Origin of the sequence: Halolamina sediminis, assembly GCF_001282785.1 — an archaeon.
GTDB lineage: Archaea > Halobacteriota > Halobacteria > Halobacteriales > Haloferacaceae > Halolamina > Halolamina sediminis.
Genome location: NZ_CVUA01000001.1, coordinates 1,216,085 through 1,240,441 on the forward strand (window position 1 = coordinate 1,216,085; position 24,357 = coordinate 1,240,441).

At 66.6% G+C, this 24,357-nt stretch carries 19 protein-coding genes; 13 read left to right on the forward strand and 6 right to left on the reverse strand.

The features are described from left to right. The first annotated feature begins 87 nt into the window (after positions 1–87). The 5 genes from BN1959_RS06230 to BN1959_RS06250 all read left to right on the forward strand — a co-directional run bounded on the left by BN1959_RS06230 (position 88) and on the right by BN1959_RS06250 (position 6,549). The gene (locus tag BN1959_RS06230) at positions 88–1,935 is read left to right on the forward strand and encodes an ABC transporter substrate-binding protein (protein ID WP_053947833.1); all 1,848 of its coding nucleotides are present in this window, start codon (positions 88–90) and stop codon (positions 1,933–1,935) included. A 16-nt stretch (positions 1,936–1,951) separates the two neighbouring features. Then, positions 1,952–2,938 (forward strand): ABC transporter permease, encoded by a 987-nt coding sequence (locus BN1959_RS06235; RefSeq protein WP_079978611.1) that lies wholly within the window; start codon positions 1,952–1,954, stop codon positions 2,936–2,938. Continuing rightward, entirely contained in the window at positions 2,938–3,891 is a 954-nt protein-coding gene (locus tag BN1959_RS06240) for an ABC transporter permease (protein ID WP_202594651.1), read from the forward strand. Before BN1959_RS06235 ends, BN1959_RS06240 begins: the two co-directional genes overlap by 1 nt. Then, on the forward strand, positions 3,888–6,224 hold the full coding sequence (locus tag BN1959_RS06245; protein ID WP_053947835.1) for a dipeptide ABC transporter ATP-binding protein: 2,337 nt from the start codon (positions 3,888–3,890) through the stop codon (positions 6,222–6,224). Before BN1959_RS06240 ends, BN1959_RS06245 begins: the two co-directional genes overlap by 4 nt. Before the next feature lie 94 nt (positions 6,225–6,318). After that, positions 6,319–6,549 carry a hypothetical protein gene (locus BN1959_RS06250; protein WP_053947836.1) on the forward strand — a complete coding sequence of 77 codons (231 nt, stop codon included), beginning with the start codon at positions 6,319–6,321 and terminating at the stop codon, positions 6,547–6,549. Positions 6,550–6,590: 41 nt separating this feature from the next. Here the strand turns inward: BN1959_RS06250 and BN1959_RS06255 are convergent, their stop codons facing one another. Together BN1959_RS06255 and BN1959_RS06260 are read right to left on the reverse strand one after the other, a co-directional pair. Continuing rightward, positions 6,591–7,787, reverse strand: a complete 1,197-nt coding sequence (locus BN1959_RS06255; RefSeq protein WP_053947837.1) for a dipeptidase — start codon at positions 7,785–7,787, stop codon at positions 6,591–6,593. Between the two features lie 54 nt (positions 7,788–7,841). Next, positions 7,842–8,876, reverse strand: coding sequence for a zinc-binding dehydrogenase (locus BN1959_RS06260; protein WP_053947838.1), 1,035 nt, complete (start codon positions 8,874–8,876; stop codon positions 7,842–7,844). A gap of 124 nt (positions 8,877–9,000) precedes the next feature. On the opposite strand from BN1959_RS06260, the gene BN1959_RS06265 reads away from it, so the two are divergent. Further along, positions 9,001–9,756: an IclR family transcriptional regulator gene (locus BN1959_RS06265; protein ID WP_053949331.1), complete on the forward strand. Its 756-nt coding sequence runs from the start codon at positions 9,001–9,003 to the stop codon at positions 9,754–9,756. Positions 9,757–10,067: 311 nt separating this feature from the next. Here BN1959_RS06265 and BN1959_RS06270 read toward each other — a convergent pair whose 3' ends face one another. Continuing rightward, positions 10,068–11,846 carry a M28 family peptidase gene (locus tag BN1959_RS06270; protein ID WP_053947839.1) on the reverse strand — a complete coding sequence of 593 codons (1,779 nt, stop codon included), beginning with the start codon at positions 11,844–11,846 and terminating at the stop codon, positions 10,068–10,070. Between the two features lie 102 nt (positions 11,847–11,948). Between BN1959_RS06270 and BN1959_RS06275 the strand changes: the two genes are divergently transcribed. Next, positions 11,949–13,046: a mandelate racemase/muconate lactonizing enzyme family protein gene (locus BN1959_RS06275; RefSeq protein ID WP_053947840.1), complete on the forward strand. Its 1,098-nt coding sequence runs from the start codon at positions 11,949–11,951 to the stop codon at positions 13,044–13,046. Positions 13,047–13,058: 12 nt separating this feature from the next. Here the strand turns inward: BN1959_RS06275 and BN1959_RS06280 are convergent, their stop codons facing one another. Both BN1959_RS06280 and BN1959_RS06285 read right to left on the reverse strand, forming a co-directional pair. Further along, on the reverse strand, positions 13,059–14,864 hold the full coding sequence (locus tag BN1959_RS06280; RefSeq protein ID WP_053947841.1) for a M28 family peptidase: 1,806 nt from the start codon (positions 14,862–14,864) through the stop codon (positions 13,059–13,061). Positions 14,865–14,950: 86 nt separating this feature from the next. Beyond that, positions 14,951–15,985 (reverse strand): zinc-binding dehydrogenase, encoded by a 1,035-nt coding sequence (locus BN1959_RS06285; RefSeq protein ID WP_053947842.1) that lies wholly within the window; start codon positions 15,983–15,985, stop codon positions 14,951–14,953. A 145-nt stretch (positions 15,986–16,130) separates the two neighbouring features. Here BN1959_RS06285 and BN1959_RS06290 point away from each other — a divergent pair, with 145 nt between their 5' ends. The 5 genes from BN1959_RS06290 to BN1959_RS06310 are packed head-to-tail and all read left to right on the forward strand — an operon-like array spanning position 16,131 to position 21,897. Then, a complete protein-coding gene (locus BN1959_RS06290; protein ID WP_053947843.1) occupies positions 16,131–17,948 on the forward strand; it encodes an ABC transporter substrate-binding protein in 1,818 nt (605 codons plus the stop codon). Positions 17,949–17,966: 18 nt separating this feature from the next. Beyond that, positions 17,967–18,944: an ABC transporter permease gene (locus BN1959_RS06295; protein WP_053947844.1), complete on the forward strand. Its 978-nt coding sequence runs from the start codon at positions 17,967–17,969 to the stop codon at positions 18,942–18,944. A 3-nt stretch (positions 18,945–18,947) separates the two neighbouring features. Continuing rightward, the gene (locus tag BN1959_RS06300) at positions 18,948–19,883 is read left to right on the forward strand and encodes an ABC transporter permease (protein WP_053947845.1); all 936 of its coding nucleotides are present in this window, start codon (positions 18,948–18,950) and stop codon (positions 19,881–19,883) included. Next, a complete protein-coding gene (locus tag BN1959_RS06305; protein WP_053947846.1) occupies positions 19,880–20,890 on the forward strand; it encodes an ABC transporter ATP-binding protein in 1,011 nt (336 codons plus the stop codon). Before BN1959_RS06300 ends, BN1959_RS06305 begins: the two co-directional genes overlap by 4 nt. Then, complete coding sequence (locus BN1959_RS06310) at positions 20,866–21,897, forward strand: ABC transporter ATP-binding protein (RefSeq protein ID WP_079978615.1); 1,032 nt, start codon at positions 20,866–20,868, stop codon at positions 21,895–21,897. The genes BN1959_RS06305 and BN1959_RS06310 overlap by 25 nt, the downstream gene beginning before the upstream one ends. A gap of 42 nt (positions 21,898–21,939) precedes the next feature. On the opposite strand, the gene BN1959_RS06315 is transcribed toward BN1959_RS06310, so the two are convergent. Then, entirely contained in the window at positions 21,940–23,451 is a 1,512-nt protein-coding gene (locus tag BN1959_RS06315) for a carboxypeptidase M32 (protein WP_053947848.1), read from the reverse strand. Between the two features lie 181 nt (positions 23,452–23,632). Between BN1959_RS06315 and BN1959_RS06320 the strand changes: the two genes are divergently transcribed. Beyond that, a complete protein-coding gene (locus tag BN1959_RS06320; RefSeq protein ID WP_053947849.1) occupies positions 23,633–24,352 on the forward strand; it encodes an aspartate/glutamate racemase family protein in 720 nt (239 codons plus the stop codon). Positions 24,353–24,357: the final 5 nt, after the last annotated feature.

Genomic DNA, 24,357 nt, shown 5'->3' on the forward strand with positions numbered 1-24,357 from the left:
CCCCTCCCTGGCCCGTTCTCCCCCGAGAAATCTGGGCGGTATGCTAAGACTTATGGTGAGAGGGTCGTTCCCACGAGACAGAGACCCATGACAGACGACAGCCCAGACATCGAGAAGCTCGTCAACCGTCGATCGGTCCTCCGATACGGCGCAATCGGGGGGGCGATCGGGCTCGCCGGCTGCACCGGCGGTGGCGGGACGGACACCGCGACCGACGGCGAGGACACGCCGAGCAGCACCGCCGAGGGGACGCCGCTCTCGACGGAGCAGGACATCGAGCGCGGCGGGAAGCCGATCGTCGGCCTCGGCGCGGAGCCACAGGCGTTCAACCCGCTGGTCACCTCCGACTCCGACGCGTGGGCGATCATGGATCGCATGTACCCGTACCCGACGGTCCGTGACCCCGCCGACGTGGAGAACACCCACCCCTACGTGTTCAACGACTGGTCGTTCGACCCGGACTCGCTCACCGGCGAGGTGACGCTCACCGAGGGGTTCGAGTGGTCCGACGGCGAGCCTCTGGACGCCGAAGGTGTCGCTTGGTGGTTCCAGTACCTGATGGACCAGTCGGGCCACCGCTACGAGTCCAACACCAACCAGCTCGCGAGCATCGAGGCCACCGGCGACTACTCGCTGGAGTTCGAACTCGAGAGCAGCACGGCCGCGGTGTTCACGCCCGAGACGGGCGTGTTCGCGGTGCCGATCCTGCCGGCGCATATCTGGCAGGACATCGACGACTACACCCAGTACGCCCCGGACGAACTGATCGGCGCACAGGGGTTCGAGTGGAACGACTCCAACCCCGGAAACTGGTACGAGCTGAACGCCAACCCCGACACGCTCCCCGACGAGATCCACGAGGGGCCCTACATCGAGTCGCTCCGGTTCCGCGTGTTCGGAGACATGACGACGCTGATCCAGGAGCTCCAGCGCGGGAACGTCGACCTGACGTATAACTCCATCACGCCGAACCGCGCGTTCCAGCTTCAGGACGCCGACTCGGTGAAGGTCTGGAACTCCCGGGCACGCGGCTACAACTACATCGCCCACAACATGCGCCGGGTGCCGTTCGACGACAAGCCCTTCCGGCAGAGCCTGGGGTTCATCTACCCGTTCAACTATCTCCAGAGCCAGCTCCGGCGTGGCCTGACCGAGCCCGGCGACTACGTGGCCGCGGGCGTGTACGAGCCGTGGCGGCCGGATAGCTTCGACGAGCCGATGGACCACGGCCCGTACATGACCGAGGACGGCCAGCTCGACGTGGAGCAGGCGCGTGAGTTCCTCCGCAACGCCGACGGCGAGCACGAGTACACGTTCGGCCCCGTCGAGTCCGATCAGGTCACCGGCGATCAGGAGATCCGCGTCGACGGCGAACTGCTCACCGACGCCCACACGAACAACGACGGCGAAAGCGGGCAGGGGCCGATCAGCCTCGTGATCACGCCGCCGAGCACCGCACCGGTGGAGGCCCAGGCGGGCGCCCGGTTCGTCGAGAACCTCAACGAGGTCGGCATCCCCGCGGAGACCCAGCCGGTCGCCGAGGGCTCCCAGAACTCGCTCATCTGGGTGCAGGAGGACTTCGACATGTGGTCTTCGGGCTGGATCTGGATGCCCAAGCCCCACATGTACATGGGGTTCTGGCTCACCAGCAGCAGCGTAGACGCCGACTCCTCCAGCGACCAGGTCAACCTCAACCCGATGGGGTACACCAACGCCGACGACCTGATCTCGGAGGTACAGACCACCTTCGAGCCCGACGCCCAGAAAGCCGCCACCAAGGAGGCGCTGGCCCGGGTGTACGAGGACCAGCCGGTGCTCGTCACGGAGTACCCCAACCGGCTCCACGCCTCCTCGAACACCTTCGAGGGCTGGGTGAAGGTGCCGGGTGGTATCACGCAGAACCCGTGGACGTATCTGAACGTCCGCGAGGCCTAACTCCCCCACCACCTCCATGGTTCGGATTACTGGCCGCTATCTGCTCCGCCGAGTGGCGATCAGCGTCGTCACCGTCTACATACTCGCGAGCCTGCTGTTCGTGCTGATGCACGCCATGCCGGGCAGCCCGATCGACGCGCTGGTGGGTCCGGGGATGACGACCGAACAGATCGAGAACATCGAGCAGCGGTTCGGGCTGAACCAGCCCATCTGGCTCCAGTACGTCGAGTTCATCACCTCCGTCACGGTGTTCGACTTCGGCTACTCCGTCCAGACGCTGGAGCCGGTGCGCGAGCGCCTGCTCGATCGGTTCGTGCCGACGATCGTCCTGTTCGCGCCCGCGTTCATGCTTCAGTACTCGATGGGGACGATCATCGGGACGTTCCTAGGCTGGAAACGCGGGACGAAGACCGACCTCGCGGGGTTCACCACGGGGCTGTTCATGTACTCGATCCCGTTTTTCTGGCTGGGCTGGATCCTCGTGGGCGTGTTCTCCTACGAGATGGGGCTGTTCCCCAGCGGCTCGATGATGCCGGCGTTCACGAGCAGCTTCGGCTGGGCCGACGCGGTGATCAACCTCGTCTGGCACATGACTCTCCCCGTGCTCTCGCTGGCGCTGGTCGGCTGGGCCGGGCCGATGCTGATCATGCGGACGACGATGCAGGACGTCGTCGACGCCGATTACGTCGACTTCGCCCGCGCACAGGGGTACGACGAGCCGACGGTGATGACCCGCTTCGGCGCGCGCAACGCGCTGATCCCGGTCGTCACCCAGGGGATCATCGGCATCGCGTTCATGATCGACGGCTCAGTCATCGTCGAGACGGTGTTCTCTTGGCCTGGGATCGGCCAGCTGCTTGTCGACGCCATCTTCGCGAAGGACCTCCCGACCGCACTCGCGGCGTTCTACACGCTGGGGGTGTTGATCGTCGTGCTCAGGCTCGTCACGGACGTGGTGTACACGATGATCGACCCGCGGATCGAGTTCGGGGGTGAAGCCTGATGGCGACCGAGACCAGAGAGGTCGACGCAGACTCCGACAGCGGGCTTCGTGAGCGGCTCTACCCGCTGATCGTCGGCGTCCGCCGCACGTGGGGACAGTTTACCGAGTCCCGGCTGGGCGTGCTGGGGCTGGCGATCATCGCGGCGATCTCCTTCGTCGCGGTGTTCGCACCGTACATCGCGCCCCACCCGCTGGAGTGGCAGGCCTTTGGCAACAACCCGACGTTCTCGCAGGCGAGCCAGCTCCCCCACCCGCCCGCGTTCGGCGACCCGTTCTTCGCCCCGTTGGGCACCGACCACCTCGGCCACGGGATCTTGACCCAGCTGATCTACGGCTCCCGGACGGCGCTGTTCATCGGGCTGGCGGCGGGGGTGCTCTCCTCGCTGGTGGGCGTCCCGCTGGGGATCATCAGCGGCTACTACAGCAACACCTGGGTCGACGAGGGGATCCAGCGCGTCGTCGACGTGATGTACGGCCTGCCGTTCCTGCCGCTGGTGATCGTGCTGGTGTTCATCAACGGCGTCACGACGACGAACATCATCCTCGGCATCGTCGCGAAGTCGTGGCTGAACAACGCCATCGTCATCCGCGGGCAGGTGCTGTCGCTGTCGAAGCGGCCGTTCGTCGAGGCCGCGGAGGCAAGCGGCGCCAGCGACTTCCGGATCATGTGGCGACACCTCCTGCCGAACGTCCTGCCCCTGGGGTTCATCTACCTCGCACAGGACGCGGCGTTCGCGATCCTGATCCAGGCGAGCCTGGCGTTCCTCGGGCTCGCTGACTTCACCCAGGTCTCGTGGGGGACGATGCTGCAGTGGATACAGGTACAGGGCTACATCTACACGGCGCCGTGGTGGCTGATTCCGCCGGGGATCATGATCGCCCTGCTGGCGGCGTCGTTCTACTTCATCGGCTACAGCCTCGAAGACGTCATGAACCCCGGATCGAACCAATGAGTAGCACGACCACACCGACGGCCGACGAGTCACAGGGGACGGTCCTCGACGTCGAGGACCTCTCAGTCACCTACCGGATGGACGACGAACCGGACGTCAACGCGGTCCAGAACGTGAGCTTCAGCGTCGAGGCCGGCACCACGTTCGGGCTGGTCGGCGAGTCCGGCTGCGGGAAGACGACCGCGGCCCGCGCGCTGATCGGCCTGCTCGACGAGAACGGCGAGATCACCGGCGGGAGCGTCCGTAAGGGCGGCCGCGATCTCACGGCGGTGAGCGATGCGGCGCTTCGCGACGCCCGCTGGAACGAGATCGCGACCATCCCCCAGAACGTGATGAACGCGCTCAACCCCGTCGAGACCGTCGGCTCCCAGATCCTCGACGTGATCCAGCTCCACACGGATCGCGACCGCGAGCAGGCCCGGGAGCACGCCGAGGGGCTGTTCGAGCAGGTCGGCCTCATCCCCGACCGGATGGCGGACTACCCCCACGAGTTCTCCGGCGGGATGCTTCAGCGGGCGGTGATCGCGATGGCGATGTCGTGTGACCCGGACCTCATCATCGCCGACGAGCCCACGACGGCGCTCGACGTGGTCGTCCAGGACGAAATCCTCGCCGAGCTCGACGAGCTCCAGCGGGAGATGGGCGTCGCGATGTTGGTGATCAGCCACGACATCGGCGTGATGGCCGAGATCTGCGACGACGTCGGCGTGATGTACGGCGGCGAGCTGATGGAGGTCGGGAGTGCGACCGACGTGTTCACCGACCCCTCGAACCCCTACACGCTGGGGCTGGCGAACTCGTTCCCGGACATCACCGACCCGGATCGCGAGCTCGTGGACATCCCCGGGACCGCCCCGGAGCTCACCGGCGAACACCAGGGCTGTCCGTTCGTGGCGCGCTGTCCGTTCGCGACCGACGAGTGCGAGCAGTACCACCCCGACCTGACGGCGGCGCCGGGCGCGCCCGACCACCGCTCGCGCTGTCACTTCGTCGACGAGGTCGACCGCCTCCGGGAGGAGGCTGCCGACCCGGCGACGTGGGGCGGCGCCGCCGGCGGCGACGAGGCCGCGGCCGAGCCCGGCGACGAGGCCGTGCTCGAAGCCGAGGCGGTCCGCAAGTACTTCGACACCGGCAGCGGGCTGCTCGACTCCCTGTTGGGCCGGGAGTCGACGCCGGTGAAAGCCGTCGACGGCGTCTCCTTCGACGTGAACGAGGGGGAGATATTCGGCATCGTCGGCGAGTCGGGCTGCGGGAAGTCGACGCTGGGGCGGACACTGCTGAACCTCCACCCCGCGACCGACGGGACGATCTCGCTGAACGGCGAGGCGATCGACGAGATCCCCAACGAGGAGTTCCGTCGCCGGGCTCAGATGATCTTTCAGGACCCGTTCGAGAGCCTGAATCCCCGGATGACGGTGCAGCAGACGATCACCGAGCCGCTGGCACTGCTTGGCGAGGATCTGACCTACTCCGAGCGGATCGCCGTCGCCGAGGAGACGCTCGCGGAGGTGGGGCTCTCCCCGCCCGAGGAGTATCTGCAGCGGTTCCCCGACCAGCTCAGCGGCGGCGAGCGCCAGCGCGTCTCGATCGCGCGGGCGCTGGTGGTCGACCCGAGCTTCCTGCTCGCCGACGAGCCGGTGTCGATGCTCGACGTGAGCATCCGGGCCAGCGTGCTCAACATCCTCCGGCGGCTCCGCCGCGAGGAGGGGCTGACGCTGTCGATCATCAGCCACGACCTCAGCCTGATCCGGAACGTCAGCGACCGGACGGCGGTGATGTACCTCGGCGAGTTCGTCGAGGTCGGCGACACCGACCGGATCGTCGAGGACCCGAAACACCCCTACACCGAGGCGCTGGTCGACTCGGTGCCGGTGCCGGACCCGACCGTCGAGCGGACGCCCGTGGACATCAGCGGCGAGCCGCCGTCGCCCCGGGACCCGCCCTCTGGCTGTCGGTTCCACACGCGCTGTCCGGCGGTCATCCCCCCCGAGGAGTTCGAGTTCGCGGACGGGCGGTTCCGCGAGCTCATGGACCTCCGACAGGATCTCGACACCGACTCGGTCCGCGTCGAGCGCGCACGGGAGCAGGCCGAGGCGCCCGACGATCCCGAGTCCGTCGCCGCCGCGATCAAGCAGCGGCGCTTCGACGGCGCGTTCGTCGACGCCGAGGCCGAGGCCATCGTCGACGAGGCCCTGACCACGCTCGCCCGCGGGGAGAAAGACGCGGCGGTCGAGCGCTTGGCTGACGCGTTCACGACGCCGTGTGAGCTCGAGGAGCCCGAACTCGTCGAACTGGAGGACGGGCGGCAGGTTTCCTGTCACCTGTACGACTGAACGGGCGTGACGCAGGCGCGGTGACGCGCCCCACCCCGTTTTCGCCCGGCGTCGGACGACACAGTTATGTGCCACCGATGTACACGATCACCCGATGACCGAAAGCGCCAATCCCGTGAGTCGTCTGATCACCGCCGGCGGGCAGAAACTGTTCATGCTCGCGCTGAGCGTCGCCGCGGTGCTGGCCGCGGTCGGGTTCTCGATCGTCGTGTTCGGCGCGTTCTCCGACCTGGTCGCGACGACGGTCGATCGCGCCATGATCGTCGGTATCGGCGTCGTGTTGATGAGCCTCGGCGGCGGGCTCGGCTACTCGGCGGTGAACTGAGCCCGGCCGACAGCGCCGGAGCGGCGGCCTCGGCGTTCGGGCTACCAGACCGTTTCGAGCACCCGGAGCGTGTTCCCCCCGGTGACCTTACGGATCTCTTCGTCGGAGTACCCCTCGCGGACGAGCCACCGGACGATGTTGTGCCACGCCTCCGTGGGGTTCTCCATCCCCTCGACGTAGTCGAACTCGATCTCCTGCCAGTCGGGGTACTTCTCGTAGTTCTTCCCCATGTACTTGTGGAGGCCAACGTGGTCGCCGTACAGCGTGTCCGGCCCGAACGACACGTGGTCGATCCCGACGAGGTCTTTCACGTACTCGAAGTGGTCCATCACGGACTCGATGGTGTGGGTCGGGTTGTCCGGGGAAGCGACGTTGTGCGGTGCGGACTGGATCCCGATGACGCCGCCGGTGTCCGCGACGGCTTCGAGTACCTCGTCGGCGTCGAGGCGTGTGATGTCGAGCAACTCCCGGGCGCCGTTGTGTGAGAGCATCACGGGGTCCTCGCTCGCCGCGCAGGTGTCGAGGGTGGTCTGCCGGCTCGCGTGGCTCGGGTCGATCAGGATGCCGAGCTTGTTCATGCGCTCGACGGCGTTCTCGCCGAAGCTGGTGAGGCCGCCGTCGCTGTCCTCGTCGTTGATCCCCGTCCCGAGCGCGTTCGACTCGCTGTAGGTGACCCCCAGCGCGCGGACGCCGAGCCCGTAGAGCACGTCGAGCCGGTCGAGCTCGTTCTCGATCATCATACAGCCCTCGATGCTCGGGACGATCGCGACCTGTCCGTTCTCGTGGGCCTCGCGGATGTCGTCGACGCTGCCCGCACGGGTCACGAACTCCTGTTTCGCGATGTCGGCAGCCCTGATCCCCAGGTCGTGGACGACCTCCGAGAACTTCCAGCCGTTCTTCGAGTGCATCCGGAGCACGCCGTCGAGGTGCCAGTCGAACACCGCGTCGAGGTTCGACGCTGCCAGCGCGTCGTAGGCGGTCATCGCCCGCCCCTGCCGGCAGTAGTCGTCGATCTCCTCGATGTTCTCGGGGAAGTAGAACGCGTGTTCGTGGAGCGAGACCATCGTCTCCGCCGCGGAGAGCCGGTCGGCACGCGCCGTCTCCTCTTCGTCGAGGGGGATCTCGTACGGCTCGTCGAAGTAGTGCGGCCCGTCCTGCGTATCGAACTCCTCGTAATCCTCGCCGGCGTCCAGATACTCGAACGGCTCGTACCCCTGATACTGCTTGTCAGTACCCATGGGTAGCGGTGTCACTACGCTAGCATAGTTCTTTCGAGGGCCGTGGGGCGTCCGCTACCGGGACGGCCGGACGACGACCTTACCGAACACCTCGCGGTCCTCGATGATTCGGTGGCCCTCCGCCAGTTCCGCTAGCGGGAGCACGCAGTCGATGACGGGCCCGACCTCTCCGCGGGCAGCCAATGCCACAGCGTCACGGAACTCCTGTCGGTTCCCCATCGGCGCCCCCAAGATCTGGCGGTGGTGCTGGTACACCGAACGGATGTCGATGTCCGGGTCCGGGCCCGAGGTCGCGCCGCAGATGACCATCTTCCCGCCCATCGCGAGGCTGTCGATGGACCGCTGCCACGTCTCCTCGCCGACGTGGTCGGCGACGACGTCCACGCCACGGCCGTCGGTGAGTGCCATCACCGCCTCGTCGAACGGCGTCTCGGTGTAGTCGATCACCTCGTCCGCCCACCGGTCGAGTCGCTCGGCTTTCTCCTCGGTCGAGGTGGTGGCGTACGCCGTCGCCCCCACCATGTCGGCGTACTGGAGCGCGGCGTTGCCGACACCGCCGCTGGCGCCGAGGATCAGCGCGGTGTCCGAGGGGCCAAGATCGCCGACGGTGAACATCATCCGGTAAGCAGTCGTGAACGCCGCGGGGAGCGCCGCCGCGGCCACCCAGCCCAGCGAGTCGGGTTTCGGGTCGACGTTGTCGGCCGGGACCGTGACGTACTCCGCGAGCCCGCCGGGGCGGTCCTCGCCGATGATCTCGTACTCGTGGCACATCGTGTGTTCGCCGGCGAGACAGTACTCACACTCCCCGCAGGTGACGCCGCCGTACACCATCACCTCGTTCCCGAGGCGTTCGGTCGAGACGTTCTCACCGACGGCGTCGACGACGCCGACGATGTCGCCGCCGGTGCGTTTGGGGAACACGTCGTCCTCCTCGGGGTGGCCGACCCGGGCGAACACGTCGAACCGGTTGAGCCCGCAGGCTTCGACCCGGAGCCGGAGTTCGTCCGAGCCGGGTTCGGGGGTCTCGACGTCGACGATTTCGATGGCTTCGGCCGCCGGTCCCTCGTGGGTAATGTGACCTGCACGCATACCGGGGACGTTCGCTGGACGGCAAATACGTGTTTCGGCGGCGCCGATTCCTTTGAACGAGCGGGAGGATCGTTCCGGCTGGCGGAACAATTAAGCCGGGCCCATGCGAAGCATCGGCAAGCTCATGTCAAACGGTTCGAACCCGCTGAAATCGGTCGAACGATCGTTTCAGGTCCTCGAATTCGTTCGCGATAACGAACCGGTCACCCTGACACAGGTCTCGGAGGCGCTCGCGCTGTCGAAAAGCACGATCCACCGCCACCTCGCGACGCTCATCTCGATCGGGTACGTCAGTCGGGAGGACGGCCAGTACCGCGTCTCCTTCGAGTTCCTCAGCTACGCCAACCGCATCCACCTGCGAGATCCCGCCTACCCGATGATCAAGCGGAAGGTCCGCGATCTCGCCGACGACTCCGAAGAGCTCGTGCAGTTCACGACCCACGAGGACGGCCGGCTGGTGTACCTGTTCAAGGAGACGGGGCGCAACGGCCTCGTCTCCCGGTCGGACGCCCGAACGTTCCGGCCGCTGCACGCGACTGCGGGGGGGAAGGCTATTCTCTCGACGTGGCCGCGTGCCGAGGTCGAGGCGTACATCGACCGGAACGGGCTCGAAGCGATCACCGAACACACCATCACGGATCCGGCCGTGCTGTTCGAGGAGCTCGAACGAGTTCGAGAACGCGGCTACGCTACCAACGTCGAGGAGACGGTCGAGGGACTGGGCGCGGTGTCGGTCCCCATCGAGGCTCAGGACGACAGGGTCGTCGGCGCCTTGGGTATTTCGGGACCGATCAACCGCGTCGGCGACGGTGACGGTGAGTACACCCAACTGCTTCTCGACGTGAAGAAGGAGCTCGAACTGAACATCAGGCTGCTGTAGCGTGTTAATTATTCTCATAGTGAACGATCGTTCCGGTGTGGAAAACGATCGTACCCGGCCGAGGGCGCCATCGATAACTATCACAAACGTACACTTGTTATGGTTCGGGGAGCCGTTCCCGCAAAACGGAACGAAGTTACCGGAGAGCGGTTCATCGTTCGTCCCACACCACTCCTCGTGTGCCGCAGTTCCGACGACTGCACGGTTTCGGCGTGCGCTGTTGGCTCAGCCGTTCCGCTCCGGACTGGACACGCGTTCGATTTCTGGGGAGAACAGTTCTGCAAAGCGGGAACAGCGCCCGCTCGATCGCCTCAGTTGGGGAGGCGGTTCCGGGCCTGTCGGAGCTCGTACACCGTCTCGTTCTGTGCGCGCTTCAACTGAACCTGGATGAACCGAGCGTCGTCCTCGCCGACGCGTGCGAGGTCGTGGGCCGGGTCGTACCGCGGGACGGGGTTCCGGCTCGTCGCCGGGTCCTGTTCGAACTGCCCGTCCTCGACGAGGTAGAGCCGAGTGAGGGTGCGAGAGAGGTCGGTGATCGCACGGTTCGCGGTCTCGGGGTCGATCTCGCCCGCTTCGGCGCGCTCCCGGAACGACCCGATCTCCTCGCGGAGCGCCCGGAGTTCGTCGAGAGTCGGCCCGAAGTCGAAGGCGTCGCCGGCGGCGTCGTCGTACTCCTCGACTTGGTCGATCAGGCGGTCGGCGTACCGGGCGTGGTCGAACGGCAGCAGCTCCGCGTTCAGTACGCGCAGGATGCTGACCGCGTAGATCCGGATGTCTCGCAGGAGTTCGTCCTTCCCAGCTTTGTCGAGGGTATCAGTCGAGACGTGCCAGGCGTCGGAGTTCCCGCCGCAGCCGCCGACAGGGTGGTAGCCGCGTTCTTCCCTGACCTCTTCGGGGATGTTCGAGCCCAGCATGAAGAAGCCGGTCACGCCGATGTTGTCGAGGGAGTAGTCGCCCGCACGCGGCGGGAACTGCTCCGCGGAGGGGATGCCGGCGACGTCGTCGATCGCGTCGGTCACGAGGCCGTGCGCCTCGGGCGTCCAGCAGGACATGTCCGTGTACTCCGCGGAGTCCTTCGCGCCGGGGCTATCCATGTTCACCTGTGCGACACAGCGCTCGGCGATTTCGAGCGCGTGTTCGTCGGTGTACCACGTCGATCCGGCGTAGCGCCCGGTCGAGTGGGCGGGCCACCAACAGATGCGGATGTCGCGTTTCAGCTCGTCGCTGTGCTTCTCCAACACCCGGGCGAGTTCGAGCATTCCGGCGTCGCCGGTCGCGTTGTCGGTGATGCCGACGTACCACGAGTCGTAGTGGCCGTGCAGCAGCAGGAAGTCGTCGTTCTCGGGAGCCGCCCCGCCCTCGATCCGTGCCTCGACGATCGGGCACGCCATCCAGTCGGTCGTGAGGTCGGTCGACAGTTCGAGCTCGAGCCCCTCCTCGCTCTCGGCCCACTCCCGGAGGATCTCGCCGTCGTGTTTCGTGACGTTGGCGATCGGCACGTCCGGGATGCGTTCGCGCTCGTCGTAGGGGGGTGCACCGCCCCACACCGGCGTCGCGATCCCGTCGTGTGGCTCCCGTCGGTGTTCGTGGATCGCGATCACGCCGCCGGCGCCTTTCTCCTCCAGGAGGGTCGTGGCGCCGATAGAGAAGCTCCCGCCGTCGACCAGCGCGATCCGCCCTTCGAGATCGTCAAGCTCCGCGAACGGCTCGCGGGGGCCCGCCTCGCCGTCGTCGACGAGGTCGCTGCTGGCGGTGCCGACGTACTCGACCTCGGCTTCCACCGTCGTCGACGCCGAGAACCCGACGGTTTTGACGATGCCGGGCTCGAACGTCTTGTTGATCGTTCGGATCGACGCGTCGTGGGGCTGGCTGATGTACAGTTCGGGGTCGAACCGCTGGTGTTCGACACCGAGGGCGTCGAGTCGGCCGGTCAGGTAGCTCGCGGCCGCCCGTTCGTCCTCGGAGCCGGAGAGGCGGTTCAGCTCCGAGAACTCCTCTAAGAGGTCCCAGGGCTCGTCGATCGAGATCTCGTCGACGACCCGCCGCTCCACGTCGCTCAGCGCGCTCCTGTCGGTGATTGCCTCGCTCATGCAAGCTGGTGTTGCGAACCGAACTATTTCAATACTCGCATGGGGGTGAGTATCAGGGGAACCGGCACAACGCTTAATTCGTTCGTTCACACTGATGTTGCCATGATAACGAGTGTCGAGGTCGTGAGCCGCGAGATTCCCTACGCCGACGCGTTCCCGACGTCGTACGACGATCAGAGCCCCACCCAACACGTGTTCGTGCGGGTGCGCACGGACGACTCGACCGGCTACGGCGAAGGGTCGGCGCTGAAGTGGTTCACCGGCGACACCGCGGCCACCATGGCGTCGATCGTCCGATCGGAGTTCGTCCCGGCGATCGAGGGGAAACCGGTCACGGCGGCGCTCGGCACCTGCCGTGATCTGGCCGACCGCCTCCCGGGTAACCCGGGTGCGAGCGCCGGCGTCGAGATGGCGCTGCTCGATCTCCGAGCGAAACAGCTCGGCGTCCCCGTCCGCGAGCTGCTGGGTCAGCCCCGCCGAGAGTCGGTCCCGCTCGCGTTCGCTTCTGGCGCGCTCCCGGCGGAGACGGTGGCGGCGAACGTCGTCGACGCCTTCGAGGCGGGGTTCCGGACGTTCAAGATCAAGGTCGACGGCGATCTCGACGGCGACGCCGCGCGGATCAACGCCGTCACCCGAGAGCTCGCCGAGCGGGCCGACCCCGAAGAGGTGTTCGTCCGCGCCGACGCCAACACCGGCTGGGAGTCGTACGAACGGGCGGTTCGGGCCATCGATCGGATCGACCGGCAGGCGTTCGTCGAGTACTACGAACAGCCCGTGGCCGCCGACGCCGCCGGCGACCTCCGGTCGCTGCGGACCGTCCGCGGGGTACCGGTGTTCGCCGACGAGGCAGTCCACGACGTCGCGGAGGTGCGCGAGCTCACTCGCGAGCCCGCGGCGGTCTCGGGGTTCTGTGCGAAGCTCGCCAAGGCGGGGTCGCTGATCGAGATCGTCCGAATGGGCGAGCTGGCAGCCGACGCCGGCCTCCCGGTGACGCTGGTCAGCGCGTTCGAAACCTCCCTCGGCGTGGCGGCGAACCTCCACGTGGCGTCGGTGCTCCCGACGCTCTCCTCGGCGGCGGAGCTGGGCGCCAACCTCATCGCAGAAGATCCGGTCGACCGATCGATCGAGCGGGCGGCCGACACGCCCGTCCCCGAGGGCCCGGGGCTGGGCGTCGAACTCGACGACGCGCTGTTCGACTGAGCCGTCGGCCAGTCAGTTCGGGAGCGCCTCCTGCAGCCGCGACAGCTCGAACACCGCGTCGTTCTGTGCCCGCTGCAGTTCGACCTGCAGGAACCGGTACTCGTCGTCGTCCTCGTCGTACACTTCGAACAGCGAGGTGTGCTCGAAGCGCGGGTACGGTGGGCGGTTGTACGCCGGGTCCTGTTCGAACTGCCCGTCGCTGACGAAGTTGAGCCGGGTCAGCGTCCGCGACAGCGTCTTGATCGTCTCGTTCGCGGTTTCGGGGTCGATCTCGCCGGCTTCGACGCCGTCGTAGAACGACTCGACCGCGTCGGCGAGCTCGTCCAGCGCGTCGAGGGTGGGAGCGAAGTCGAACGCGTCGCCGGCGAGCTCGTCGTAGTCCGCGACGATCGAGCGATGGCGCTCGACGTTTCGAACGTGGTCGTGGGGGAGCACGTCCGCCCGGAGCAGCCGCGAGACCAGTACGGCGTACATCCGGATGTCACGCACCAGCTCGGGCTTGCCCGCCTTGTCGATCGTGTCGGTGCTGAGGTGCCAGGCGTCGGCGTTCCCGCCACAGCCGCCGACCGTGTGCCAGCGCATCGTCTCCCGCACGTCGGCGGGGATGTTCGAGGAGAGCGTGAACGCACCCGAGACGCCGAGGTTGTTGAACGAGTAGTCGCCGGCGCGCCGGGGGCGGTTCTCGCTGTAGGGGGCGCCGGTGGCGTCCTCGATCGCGCCGGAGACCACGCCGTGCATCTCCGGCATCCAGCACGCCATGTCGACGTACTCGGTGGAGCCCTTCGCACCCGGGCTGTCCATGTCCACGTGGGCGACGCAGTCCTCGGCGAGCGCCATCGCGAACTCGTCGGCGTACCACGTCGACCCGGCGTAGCGCCCCGTGGAGTGGCCGGGCCACCACGCGACACGGAGGTCACGCTGCAGCTCCTCGGAGTGCTCCTCGAAGACGCGGGCCAACTCCAGCAGGCCGGCGTCGCCGGTCGCGTTGTCCGCGATCCCGACGGCCCACGAGTCGTAGTGGCCGTGCAGCAGCACGAAATCCTCGTCGTCGGGGTCGGCGTTCCCGGCCTCGATGCGGGCCTCGACGATCGGACACGCCATCCAGTCGGTCCTCACGTCGGTTTCGAGCGTCACCTCGTGGGTGGTCTCGGCGTCGGCGTACGACCGCAGCTCGTCGCCGTCCGGCCGGGTGACGTTGGCGATCGGGATGTCCGGGATGCGCTCCTTCTCGTCGTAGGGGGGTGCGCCGCCCCAGACGGACGTAGCGATCCCGTCGTGCGGTTCGCGCTCGTGTTCGTGGATCGCGATTACGCCGGCGGCGCCTTTCTCTTCCAGCACCCGGGTCGCCCGGATCGAGAGGCTCCCCGCCGCGGTGAGCGCGACTTTCCCGTTCAGATCGTCCACGTCGGCGTAGGGCCGAGTGACGTTCACGGCGTGGTACTGGCTCCCGTCGTCGGCGCCCACGTCGCTCTGCTCGGCCTCGCCGACGTACACCAGCTCGCCGGTCACCGACCGCGACGCCGAGAACGCGACGGTCTTCACCGGTCCCGGCTGGAAGGCGCCGTCGTCGACCGTGACCGACGCGTCGTGGGGCTGGCTAATGTACAGCTCGGGATCGTAACGTTCGTACTCGACGCCGACGGCGTCCAGCCGCCCGGTGAGGTACTCGGCGGCGCGCCGTTCGTCCTCGGTGCCCGAGACGCGCTCGAGTTCCGAGAACTCCTCCAGCAGCGCCCAGGGCTCGTCGATCGACACTGCGTCCGTGAGTCGTGATTCGTACTGGTCTAGCGACTTCTGGCCGGCACTCTCCTGAGACATCGTATTGGTAAGTCAATCCGTGGCACAAAAACCTTCGCGTGCCGACCACCGGATGGCTCCCGGGCGATCCCCGCACGAGCGACGGCTCACTCTTGGGGCGTCACGACGACCTTGCCGAACACCTCCCGGTTCTCGATGGCGCGGTGGCCCTCGGCGACGCGATCGAGCGGGAGCACGCGGTCGACGACCGGCGATACCTCGCCCCGGGCGATCAGGTGGCCGACGTCCCGGAAGTCCTGGCGGCTCCCCATCGGCGTCCCGAGGATCCGCCGATGGCGCTGGTACACCGAGCGGATGTCGATGTCGGGGTCCGGCCCCGAAGTCGCGCCGCAGATCACCATGCGCCCGCCGGTCGCGAGGCTGTCGATGGACCGCTGCCACGTCTCCTCCCCGACGTGATCGGCGACGAGGTCCACCCCCCGGCCATCGGTGAGTTCGACCACACGCTCGTCGAACGGTTCCTGGGTGTAGTCGATCATCGCCTCCGCCCAGGCCCCCGCTTTCTCGGCCTTCCAGTCGGCGGAGGTCGTCGCGTACACTTCGGCGCCGATCCGGTCGGCGAGCTGGAGGGCGGCGTGGCCGACGCCGCCGCTGGCGCCGAGGATCAGCGCGGTCTCGCTCGGCTCCAGTCCCCCGCCGCTCACGAGCATTCGCCACGCGGTCGTGAACGAGGAGGGCCAGGCGGCCGCCGTCGTCATGTCGACGTCGTCGGGCACCGATTCGAGGTTCGCCGCGGGCACCCGGACGTACTCCGCCAGCCCGCCGGGGAAGTCGCTCCCGAACTTCCGATCGTGGGGGCACATCGTCTGCTCGCCCCGCTCACAGAACTCACACTCCCCACAACTCACGTGGTGGTAGACGTTGACCCGGTCGCCGGGCGTCCACCCCTCGACGCCGTCGCCGACCTCGTCGACGACGCCCGCGATCTCCGTTCCGGGCCGCTTCGGGAACGTCGCCTCGATCTCCGGGTGGCCGACGCGGGCGAACACGTCCGCGTGCTGGAGCGCACACGCCCGCACCGCCACCGTCACCTCCTCCGGGCCGGGTTCGGGTCGCGGGAGTTCGCGGATCGCCAGTACGTCCTCCGGGGCACCGCTGTCGACGATGTGAACTGCTCGCATACGCCCGCCGTCGGCGGCCACAACCATAGCTCTATGCGCCTCTCCGGGATTCGTTCGGCAATGTGAGGGGCTGAGTGTAATGTAAGAATTATGGGAACAACCCAAGACACTATATACCATGACAGTGAGAACCAAACGTAAGCCCATGACCGACCAGAGACCCGACAACCCGGTACAGAGACGCAACTTTCTGAAAAAGACCGGCGCACTGGGAGCGACGGTGACGCTCGCTTCCTTCGCCGGCTGTGCGGGCGGCGACGGTGACGGCGGCGACAACACCGACACGGAGACCGTCGCGGGCGGCGGCGACAGCGACACCGTCGAGATGGAGGGGTTCCAAGTGCCCTCCGAGAACGTCGTCCCCCAGAGCGAACTGGACGACGCACAGGCGATCCCCGAGCTCACCCTGATCGTCAACCCCCCGGACGCACAGCCCGACGACCACGAGACGTCGATGTTCGTGACCGAGGAGATCGCCAAGCTCGGCCTCGACACCACCGTCGAGACGATGACGTGGCCCTCCCAGTCCTCGACCGTCTGGGACGGCGAGGACTGGGACATGACGTTCTGGCAGATGGTCGGGCGCCCGTCCCGACTCGACCCCGACGAGTTCTCGGTCCAGATGGGGCACTCGAGCTTCCAGACGGGGTACAACTACTACTTCTGGGAGGACGAGGAGTACGACGAGAAAGTGATGGCCCAGCGCGAGGAGCTGGACCAGGACGCCCGCGAACAGCTGGTCAAGGAGTGCCAGCAGATCTTCCACGACAGGGGGCCGAGCACGTTCCTGATGTACCCCGACAAGACGATCCCGTGGAACAGCGAGCGCTGGGAGGGGGTCGTCGAGCTCAACGGGATGGGTGCGGTGAACATGCTGACGTTCGCCAACATGGAGCCCACCGGCGACCGGACGGAGCTCAACATCGCGTACGATCAGGAGCTGCAGGCGCTCAATCCGTTCGACCAGTCCGGTGAGATCGACATGATCCAGCACCGGATGATCTGGGACCGCCTGGCCTGGCCCAACGAGTCGGCCCTGCCCGAGCCCCGCCTCGCCGAGGAGTTCAACTGGAAGGACGACACCACCCTCGAAGTCCCGATCAAGGAGGGCCACACGTTCCACGACGGCGAGCCGGTCACCGCCGAGGACGTGAAGTACAGCTACAACATCCACCGCGACTACTCGACGTACTTCTCGGGGCCGGTCGAGCCGGTCAACGAGATCACGGTCGTCGACGACCACACCGTCGAGTTCAGCTTCGACTACCACTTCGCGCCGTTCCCGATGGCGGCGATGGGCCGCATTGCGATCATCCCCAAGCACAAGTGGACCGACATCATCGAGAACCGGATGGACGTCGACAACCCGATGCTGTACCAAGAGGAGGAGCCCCTGGGGTCGGGGCCGATGGAGTTCGTCCACTGGAAATCCTCCGAGGAGGTCCGTCTGGAGCGGTTCGAAGACCACTTCGACCCGATCGCCTACGAGGCGCGTAACTCCCGGATCATCCCCAGCGTCCAGACGATGCTGACCCAACTCGAGAACGGCACGCTGGACATGCTGGCGAACTACCGCGGCGACAAGGACGTGCTGCAGGATCGCGTCGACGAGAACGACAGCCTCAGCATGGCCGCGACGACGACGGTCGGGTTCAAGCAGATCTCCTACAACAACGATCGCCCGCCGTTCCACATCGACGGGTTCCGCCGCGCGATGAACCACCGCTTCGACAAGGAGACGATCGTCAACGACATCTACGGCGGCTGGGGGTCGATCGCGCCGAACACGCTGGTCTCCTCGGCGCTGGAGAACTGGCACAACAGCGAGCTCGAACGGTACGAGTTCAGCCTGCAGGCCGCCGCGAACGAACTCATCGAGGCCGGCTTCGTCTGGGACGAGAGCGACGGGATGTTGTACATGCCCGCCGACAACACCGAGATCGACGGGGACGATCAGCCCTAGGCCTCTTTTCTTTTAAATATGGGACTCAAAGAATTCGTCACGAGGCGTATCATTCAGATCGTCGTCCTCTACTTTGCGATAGCGACGATGCTGTTTTTCCTGTTCCGGGCGGCGCCCGGTGATCCGCTGGCGGCGTACATCGGCACCGGGTTCACCCAGGAGCAAGCGGCACAGATACGGGCGACGTTCGGGCTCGACCAGCCCGTCCACGTCCAGTACTGGAAGTACATGACCAACCTGGTCACGTTCAACTTCGGGCTCTCCTACATCACGGGCGACCCGGTCTGGGGGATCATTCAGGACCGCATCTGGAACACGCTCGCCCTGATGGGCACGTCTGTCGTGCTGGCGTACCTGATCGGCGTCCCCTTCGGCGCGTACCTCGCGTGGAACCGCGGGACGAAACGCGAGCGCTTCGGCGTCGTGTTCGCGCTCATCTCCCGGAGTGCGCCGGTGTTCTGGACGGGGCTGCTCGGTATCTGGCTGTTCTCGTTCAAGCTCGGCTGGCTCCCCGCGGGGTCGATGTCGCAGCCGGGGGTGACCTACTCCAGCAAGCTCGCACAGTTCACCAGCCCCGACTTCCTGCGACACCTGATCCTGCCGGCGCTCGTCCAGGCGTTCTACTTCTACAGCCTGCCGGCGCTGCTGATGCGCAACAGCATGCTCGAAGTGATGAACGAGGACTTCGTGGACTTCGCGGAGCTGAAGGGGATCAGCGATTTCTCGGTGATGCTGAAACACGCCGCCCGGAACGCGCTGCTCCCGATCGTGACGGCGTTTGCCGTCGCCGCCGGCTTCGCCGTTGGCGGCAGCGTCGTCCTCGAAACCGTGTTCGCGTGGCCGGGCCTGGGCCGAGAGATGGTCCGGGCGGTGATCGCGAACGACTACCCCGTGGCGCAGGCGACGTTCCTGATCCTCGCCGGACTGGTACTGATCGCGAACTTCCTCGCGGACTTGGCGTACGGCTACCTCGATCCGCGGATCACCTACGACTGACTCATGAGTGACCAGAACACCTCGGCTCTCGATTCGCAGCCGACCGACAACCCCCTCGACTCGGAGTTCTCGACGTGGCGGGAACGCCAGGTCGACGCGTGGCGTCGCCGTCTCGCCTTCCTCAAACAGGAGCCGATGGGGCTTGCGGGCATCATCATCCTGCTCGCGATCATCCTCGTCGCGATCTTCGCGCCGGTGATCGCCCCCTACGAGCCGACCGAGACCGACTACGGCAACTCGCTGGCTCCGCCCAGCGCCGAGCATCCCCTCGGCACCGACAGCGCGGGCCGTGACATCTTCAGCCAGCTCGTGTTTGGCGCGCGCCCGGCGCTCCAGATCGGCCTGCTCAGTGCGATCAGTGTCGCGTTCGTCGGGATGAACGTCGGCTTGATCGCGGGCTACTACGGCGGCTACGTCGACGACGCCCTGATGCGGCTGGTCGACTTCGCCTACGGCATCCCCTTCACGCCGTTCATCATCGTGCTCGTCGCGCTCTGGGAGCCGTCGAAGTGGACCATCGTCGGCGCCATCGCGTTGCTGCTGTGGCGCCAGACCGCACGGGTCGTCCGCTCGCACGTGCTGAACCTCAAGGAGAAACCGTTCGTCAAGAGCGCCCGGACCGTCGGCGCCAGCGATCGGCGGATCATCTACCGACACATCGCGCCCAACGTCCTCCCGCTGGTGTTCCTCTACGGAAGCTTCGCGATCGCGTGGGCGATCCTGACCGAGGCCTCGATCAGCTACCTCGGCTTCGGTGACCCGACCGCGGTCACGTGGGGGCAGATGCTCCAGTCGGCACAGCAGTCACAGGCGCTCGCCCGCGACGCGTGGTGGTGGTTCACGATGCCCGGCATGGCGATCATGCTGACGGTCATCTCGGCGTTCCTCATCGGTCGCGGCTACGAAGAGCAACTGAACCCCGAACTCCAAGAACAATGACACTACTCGAAGTCAACGATCTACACGTGACGTACGCGGGCGATCCGGACGTCGAGGCCGTCAGGGGGGTCTCGTTCACCCTCGAAGAGGGGGAGACCCTGGGCATCGTCGGCGAGAGCGGCTGTGGGAAGACGACGCTCGCACAGGCGATCATGGGCGCGCTGCCGGACAACGGCGAGATCACCGGCGGCGAGATCATCTTCGACGGCGAGGAGATCACCCATCTCTCGAACCGCGAGCGACGCGAGATTCGCTGGGAGATGATGTCGATGATCAGCCAGAGCGCGATGAACAGCCTCGATCCGGTGTACCGGGTCAAAGACCAAATCAAGGAGGCGATCCAGGAACACCGGGAGATGTCCGACGCGGAGTGTTACGAGCGCGCCCGGGAGCTGATGGGGCTGGTCGGGCTCGACCCCGACCGCGTCGAGGACTACCCCCACCAGCTCTCCGGCGGGATGCGCCAGCGGGTCATCATCGCCATGAGCCTCGCGCTCGACCCGGAGCTCATCATCGCCGACGAGCCGACGACCGCGCTCGACGTGATCATCCAGGAGCAGATCCTCTACCGGATCAAGGAGCTCCAGCGCGAGCTCGGCAACTCGATGGTGATGGTCACCCACGACATCAGCGTCGTCGCGGAGACGTGTGACAGCATGGTGGTGATGTACGGCGGCGAGCTGATGGAGTCCGGCAACGTCGACGAGATATTCAACAACGCTCACCACCCCTACACGCTGGGACTCCAGAACGCGTTCCCGAGCGTCGAGGGCGAGAAGCGTGACCTGACCAGCATCCCGGGCTCGCCCCCCGACCTGTCGGAGCCGCTGGAGGGCTGCCCGTTCGCGTCCAGATGTCCGTTCGCCGCCCCCGAGTGTGCCGAGGAGGTGCCAGTACAGGAGCCGGTCGAGGGCCACAGGGTTCGCTGCCACGAGCCGGTTCCGTTCGAACAGATCCGCGACCAATCCCGCGAGGACGAGACATGGCTATCACAGAACAAAGCTTGAACTGGGACTACGACGGTCCCATCATCGAAGTGACGGGGCTGGAGAAGCACTTCCCCCAGAGCACCGGGATCATCCACCAACTGATCGGCGGCGAGACGAGCCACGTCAAGGCCGTCGACGGCGTGGACATGGCCATCGAGAGCGGCGAGACGATGGGGCTGGTGGGCGAGTCCGGCTGTGGGAAGTCCACGCTGGGCGAGGTATTGATCGGCCTGCAGGAGGCCACCGGCGGCTCCATCAAGTTCCTCGGCACGGAGCTCGAGGAGATGTCCGAGGCCCAGCACAAGGAGTTCCGCCGGAACGTCCAGATGGTCTTCCAGGACCCTTACGAGTCGCTGAACCCCCGGTTCTCCGTCGAGCAGTGGATTCGCGAGCCGCTCGAGGTCCACGACATCGACGATCAGGACGCACGAATCTACCAAGCGCTCGAGCGGGCGGAGCTGACGCCGCCGGAGAACTACGTCAACGAACACCCCCACGAGCTCTCCGGCGGGGAGCGCCAGCGCGTCTCGATCGCCCGCGCGCTCGTGCTCGAACCCAAGTTCATCGTCGCCGACGAGCCGGTGTCGATGCTGGACGTCTCGGTCCGCGCGAGCATCCTGAACCTGCTCCGCGACCTCGTCGACGAGCTCGACATGGGCGCGCTATACATCTCTCACGACCTCTCGCTCATCCGGCAGATGTGCGACCGGACCAGCGTGATGTACCTCGGGAAGGTGGTCGAACGCGGGCCGACGGAGCGGCTCATCAAGGGGCCGAAACACCCCTACGCGAGAGCGTTGCTCGACGCCGTCCCCGTTCCGAACCCCGCACACGACATCTCGGAACCGCAGCTCGAAGGGGAGCCGCCGGACCCCGTCGACCTGCCGGAGGGCTGTAACTTCCGGCCGCGGTGTCCGTTCGCCGCCGAGGAGTGCTTCGAGGAGCCGGGCCTCGACGCCTTCGGGACGGCCGACGGCGAGCATGCGGCTGCCTGCTGGCGGGTCGAAACAGTCGACAACATGTGAGGCCCCGTCGGCGTGACACCGACGGGGTCGTCGCGTCGCCGGCTACAGCTCGTAGATGTCGGCGTACTTCTCTTCGATGCGATCGACGAAGTACTCGGTCGTGAGTCGCTCGCCGGTCGCAGCCTCTGGCAGTTCGTCGGTCCGGTAGCGCTTCCCGTGGCGGTGGACGTGCGCCTCCATCCACTCGCGGATCTCGTCGAACCGACGCTCGCGGACGAGTTCGTCGAGAGAGCTGCCGAACTCTTCTTCGAGGTAGTGCTGGAGTTGGGCGGAGAACACCGTCCCCAGGGAGTAGCCCTGAAACGTACCGATGCGGCCGATGCTCCAGTGGATGTCCTGCAGGCAGCCCTCGCTGTCGTTCTCGGGGCGGATCCCGAGGTACTGCTCGTACTTGTCGTTCCAGACCTCCGGGACGTCCTCGACTTCGAGCTCGCCGTTCAGCAGCGCGCGCTCGATCTCGAACCGGACGACGATGTGGAGGTGGTAGGTGACCTCGTCGGCCTCGACACGTGTGAGGTTGTCCTCGTACACCTGGTTTGCGGCCTCGTAGGCCTCCCGCGGCGTCACGTCAGAGAGCCGGGGGAAGTGCTTCACCACGATCGGGAGGAACTGCTCCCAGAACGCCTCGGAGCGGCCGACGTGGTTCTCCCAGAAGCGGCTCTGTGACTCGTGGATCGAGTGGCTGCGGGACTGCCCTAGCGGGCCGGGGAACGCGCCCTCGTCGAGGCCCATCTCGTAGGTCGCGTGCCCGTACTCGTGGAGTGAGCTGTCCAGCCCGTCGACGGGCGAGTGGTCGTGGAACCGGGTCGTGATGCGCATGTCGTACCGGTTGCCGTAGGAGAACGGGTGCGGCGACGTGTCGAGCCGTGCGCGGTCCCAGTCACAGTTGACGAACGAGAGGGCGTCCTTCGAGAGCGCCATCTGGGTGTCCTCGTCGTAGGGGCCGCGCTCGACGAACGGGCCCGATGGGTCCACGTCGCTCGCCCGGATCTCCTCGATGAGTGGGACGAGCGCCTCCTTCAGGTTCTCGAGCACTCGCTCCGCGGTTTCGACCCCGACGTAGGGCTCGTACTCCTCCAGCATGACCGCGAACGGCTCCTTCTCGGGGTCGATCTGGTTCGCCTGCTCGCGTTTGAGCTCCAGCAGCTCCGCCAAGTAGGGTGCGAACGTCTCGTACTCGTCGTTGGCTTTCGCTTCCTCCCAGGCGTCGTTGGCCTCGGAGATCACCGCGTTGATCTCCTCGGTGAGCTCCTGATCGACCGCCGCCGTCCGCTCGTGCTCGCGGCGGACTTCGCGGACGACGGCCTGCTCGTCGTCGTCGAGGTCGGCGCCGTCGACGGCGTCGAGCCACGCCTCGACGTCGTCGCCGGTCAGCGCCTCGTGCTGGAGCGAGGAGACCAGCCCGCGCTGGGTCGATCGCGCCGGCGTCCCGCCCGGCGGCATCATCACCTGCTGGTCCCAGAACAGGAGGTTGTCCATCGTTTCGAGCGTCCCGACCCGTTCGGCCCGGTCGAGCAGTCGCTGGTACGCGTCAGCCGGAGATATCTCGGCCATACAGGTACGTTACCGTACAACAATGAAAACAGTACCCATTCCCGTCACGCTGGTCGGTAGTCATCGTAGGGGGACGCTGGCCGATACTGACCCGTCGAGAGGCACGCAGGCCGATACCCCTCTGGGAGCACCCTTCGGCCCCGGAGGTAGGTTTATCGTGGTCCGACCGTCAGATCAGCCCGTGACAGAGATTGCCTACCTCGTCCCGGGACGGGGACTGGACGCCGCGGAGCTCGACCGACGCGAGGGGATCGCCAACGAACTCACCGACGCCAGCGTCACCGTCGTCGACGCCGACGACGGGCCGCTGTCGATCGAGAGCGAAGTCGAACACGAGTGGTGTGTGCGGAGCCTGCTCGGCCTCCTCAGGGAGACCGAGGACGAGTACGACGGGTTCGTCATCGGCTGCTTCGGCGACCCGGGGCTCGCGGCGGCGCGGGAGTTCGTCGACAAGCCCGTCGTCGGCCCGGCGTCGTCGACGTTTCACACCGCAGCACAGCTCTCCGATCTGTTCTCCTGTCTGACGATTCGCTCGACGCCGGCGTCGAAACGCCGGCAGATACTCGCCGACGGGCTCGGCGATCGGTTGGCGAGCGTGCGCGTCGTCGAACAGGGGGTGCTCGACGTGGATCACGAGTCAGAGGAGATCGTCCAGAAGATGGTGCGCGAGGCCGAGGCGGCAGTCGAGGCCGACGGCGCAGAGTCGGTCGTCCCCGGCTGCATGAGCCTCGCGTTCATGCAGGTCCACGATCGCGTCGCCGAGGCGCTCGGCGTGCCGTTCCTCGACCCCGTCCGCATCAGCCTCGGAACGGCCGCGATGTGGGCCGAGCAGGGACTGACACAAAGTCGGGTTACCTACCCCGCGTTCTCGGCGGAACGGGAAGCGAGCCTGTTCGAGTGAGGCCG

Bases quoted from the DNA above. Each gene is read 5' to 3' on its own strand.
- BN1959_RS06230 (WP_053947833.1), top strand. From the start codon at position 88: ATGACAGACGACAGCCCAGACATCGAGAAGCTCGTCAACCGTCGATCG.
- BN1959_RS06235 (WP_079978611.1), top strand. From the start codon at position 1,952: ATGGTTCGGATTACTGGCCGCTATCTGCTCCGCCGAGTGGCGATCAGC.
- BN1959_RS06240 (WP_202594651.1), top strand. From the start codon at position 2,938: ATGGCGACCGAGACCAGAGAGGTCGACGCAGACTCCGACAGCGGGCTT.
- BN1959_RS06245 (WP_053947835.1), top strand. From the start codon at position 3,888: ATGAGTAGCACGACCACACCGACGGCCGACGAGTCACAGGGGACGGTC.
- BN1959_RS06250 (WP_053947836.1), top strand. From the start codon at position 6,319: ATGACCGAAAGCGCCAATCCCGTGAGTCGTCTGATCACCGCCGGCGGG.
- BN1959_RS06255 (WP_053947837.1), bottom strand. From the start codon at position 7,787: ATGGGTACTGACAAGCAGTATCAGGGGTACGAGCCGTTCGAGTATCTG.
- BN1959_RS06260 (WP_053947838.1), bottom strand. From the start codon at position 8,876: ATGCGTGCAGGTCACATTACCCACGAGGGACCGGCGGCCGAAGCCATC.
- BN1959_RS06265 (WP_053949331.1), top strand. From the start codon at position 9,001: ATGTCAAACGGTTCGAACCCGCTGAAATCGGTCGAACGATCGTTTCAG.
- BN1959_RS06270 (WP_053947839.1), bottom strand. From the start codon at position 11,846: ATGAGCGAGGCAATCACCGACAGGAGCGCGCTGAGCGACGTGGAGCGG.
- BN1959_RS06275 (WP_053947840.1), top strand. From the start codon at position 11,949: ATGATAACGAGTGTCGAGGTCGTGAGCCGCGAGATTCCCTACGCCGAC.
- BN1959_RS06280 (WP_053947841.1), bottom strand. From the start codon at position 14,864: ATGTCTCAGGAGAGTGCCGGCCAGAAGTCGCTAGACCAGTACGAATCA.
- BN1959_RS06285 (WP_053947842.1), bottom strand. From the start codon at position 15,985: ATGCGAGCAGTTCACATCGTCGACAGCGGTGCCCCGGAGGACGTACTG.
- BN1959_RS06290 (WP_053947843.1), top strand. From the start codon at position 16,131: ATGACCGACCAGAGACCCGACAACCCGGTACAGAGACGCAACTTTCTG.
- BN1959_RS06295 (WP_053947844.1), top strand. From the start codon at position 17,967: ATGGGACTCAAAGAATTCGTCACGAGGCGTATCATTCAGATCGTCGTC.
- BN1959_RS06300 (WP_053947845.1), top strand. From the start codon at position 18,948: ATGAGTGACCAGAACACCTCGGCTCTCGATTCGCAGCCGACCGACAAC.
- BN1959_RS06305 (WP_053947846.1), top strand. From the start codon at position 19,880: ATGACACTACTCGAAGTCAACGATCTACACGTGACGTACGCGGGCGAT.
- BN1959_RS06310 (WP_079978615.1), top strand. From the start codon at position 20,866: ATGGCTATCACAGAACAAAGCTTGAACTGGGACTACGACGGTCCCATC.
- BN1959_RS06315 (WP_053947848.1), bottom strand. From the start codon at position 23,451: ATGGCCGAGATATCTCCGGCTGACGCGTACCAGCGACTGCTCGACCGG.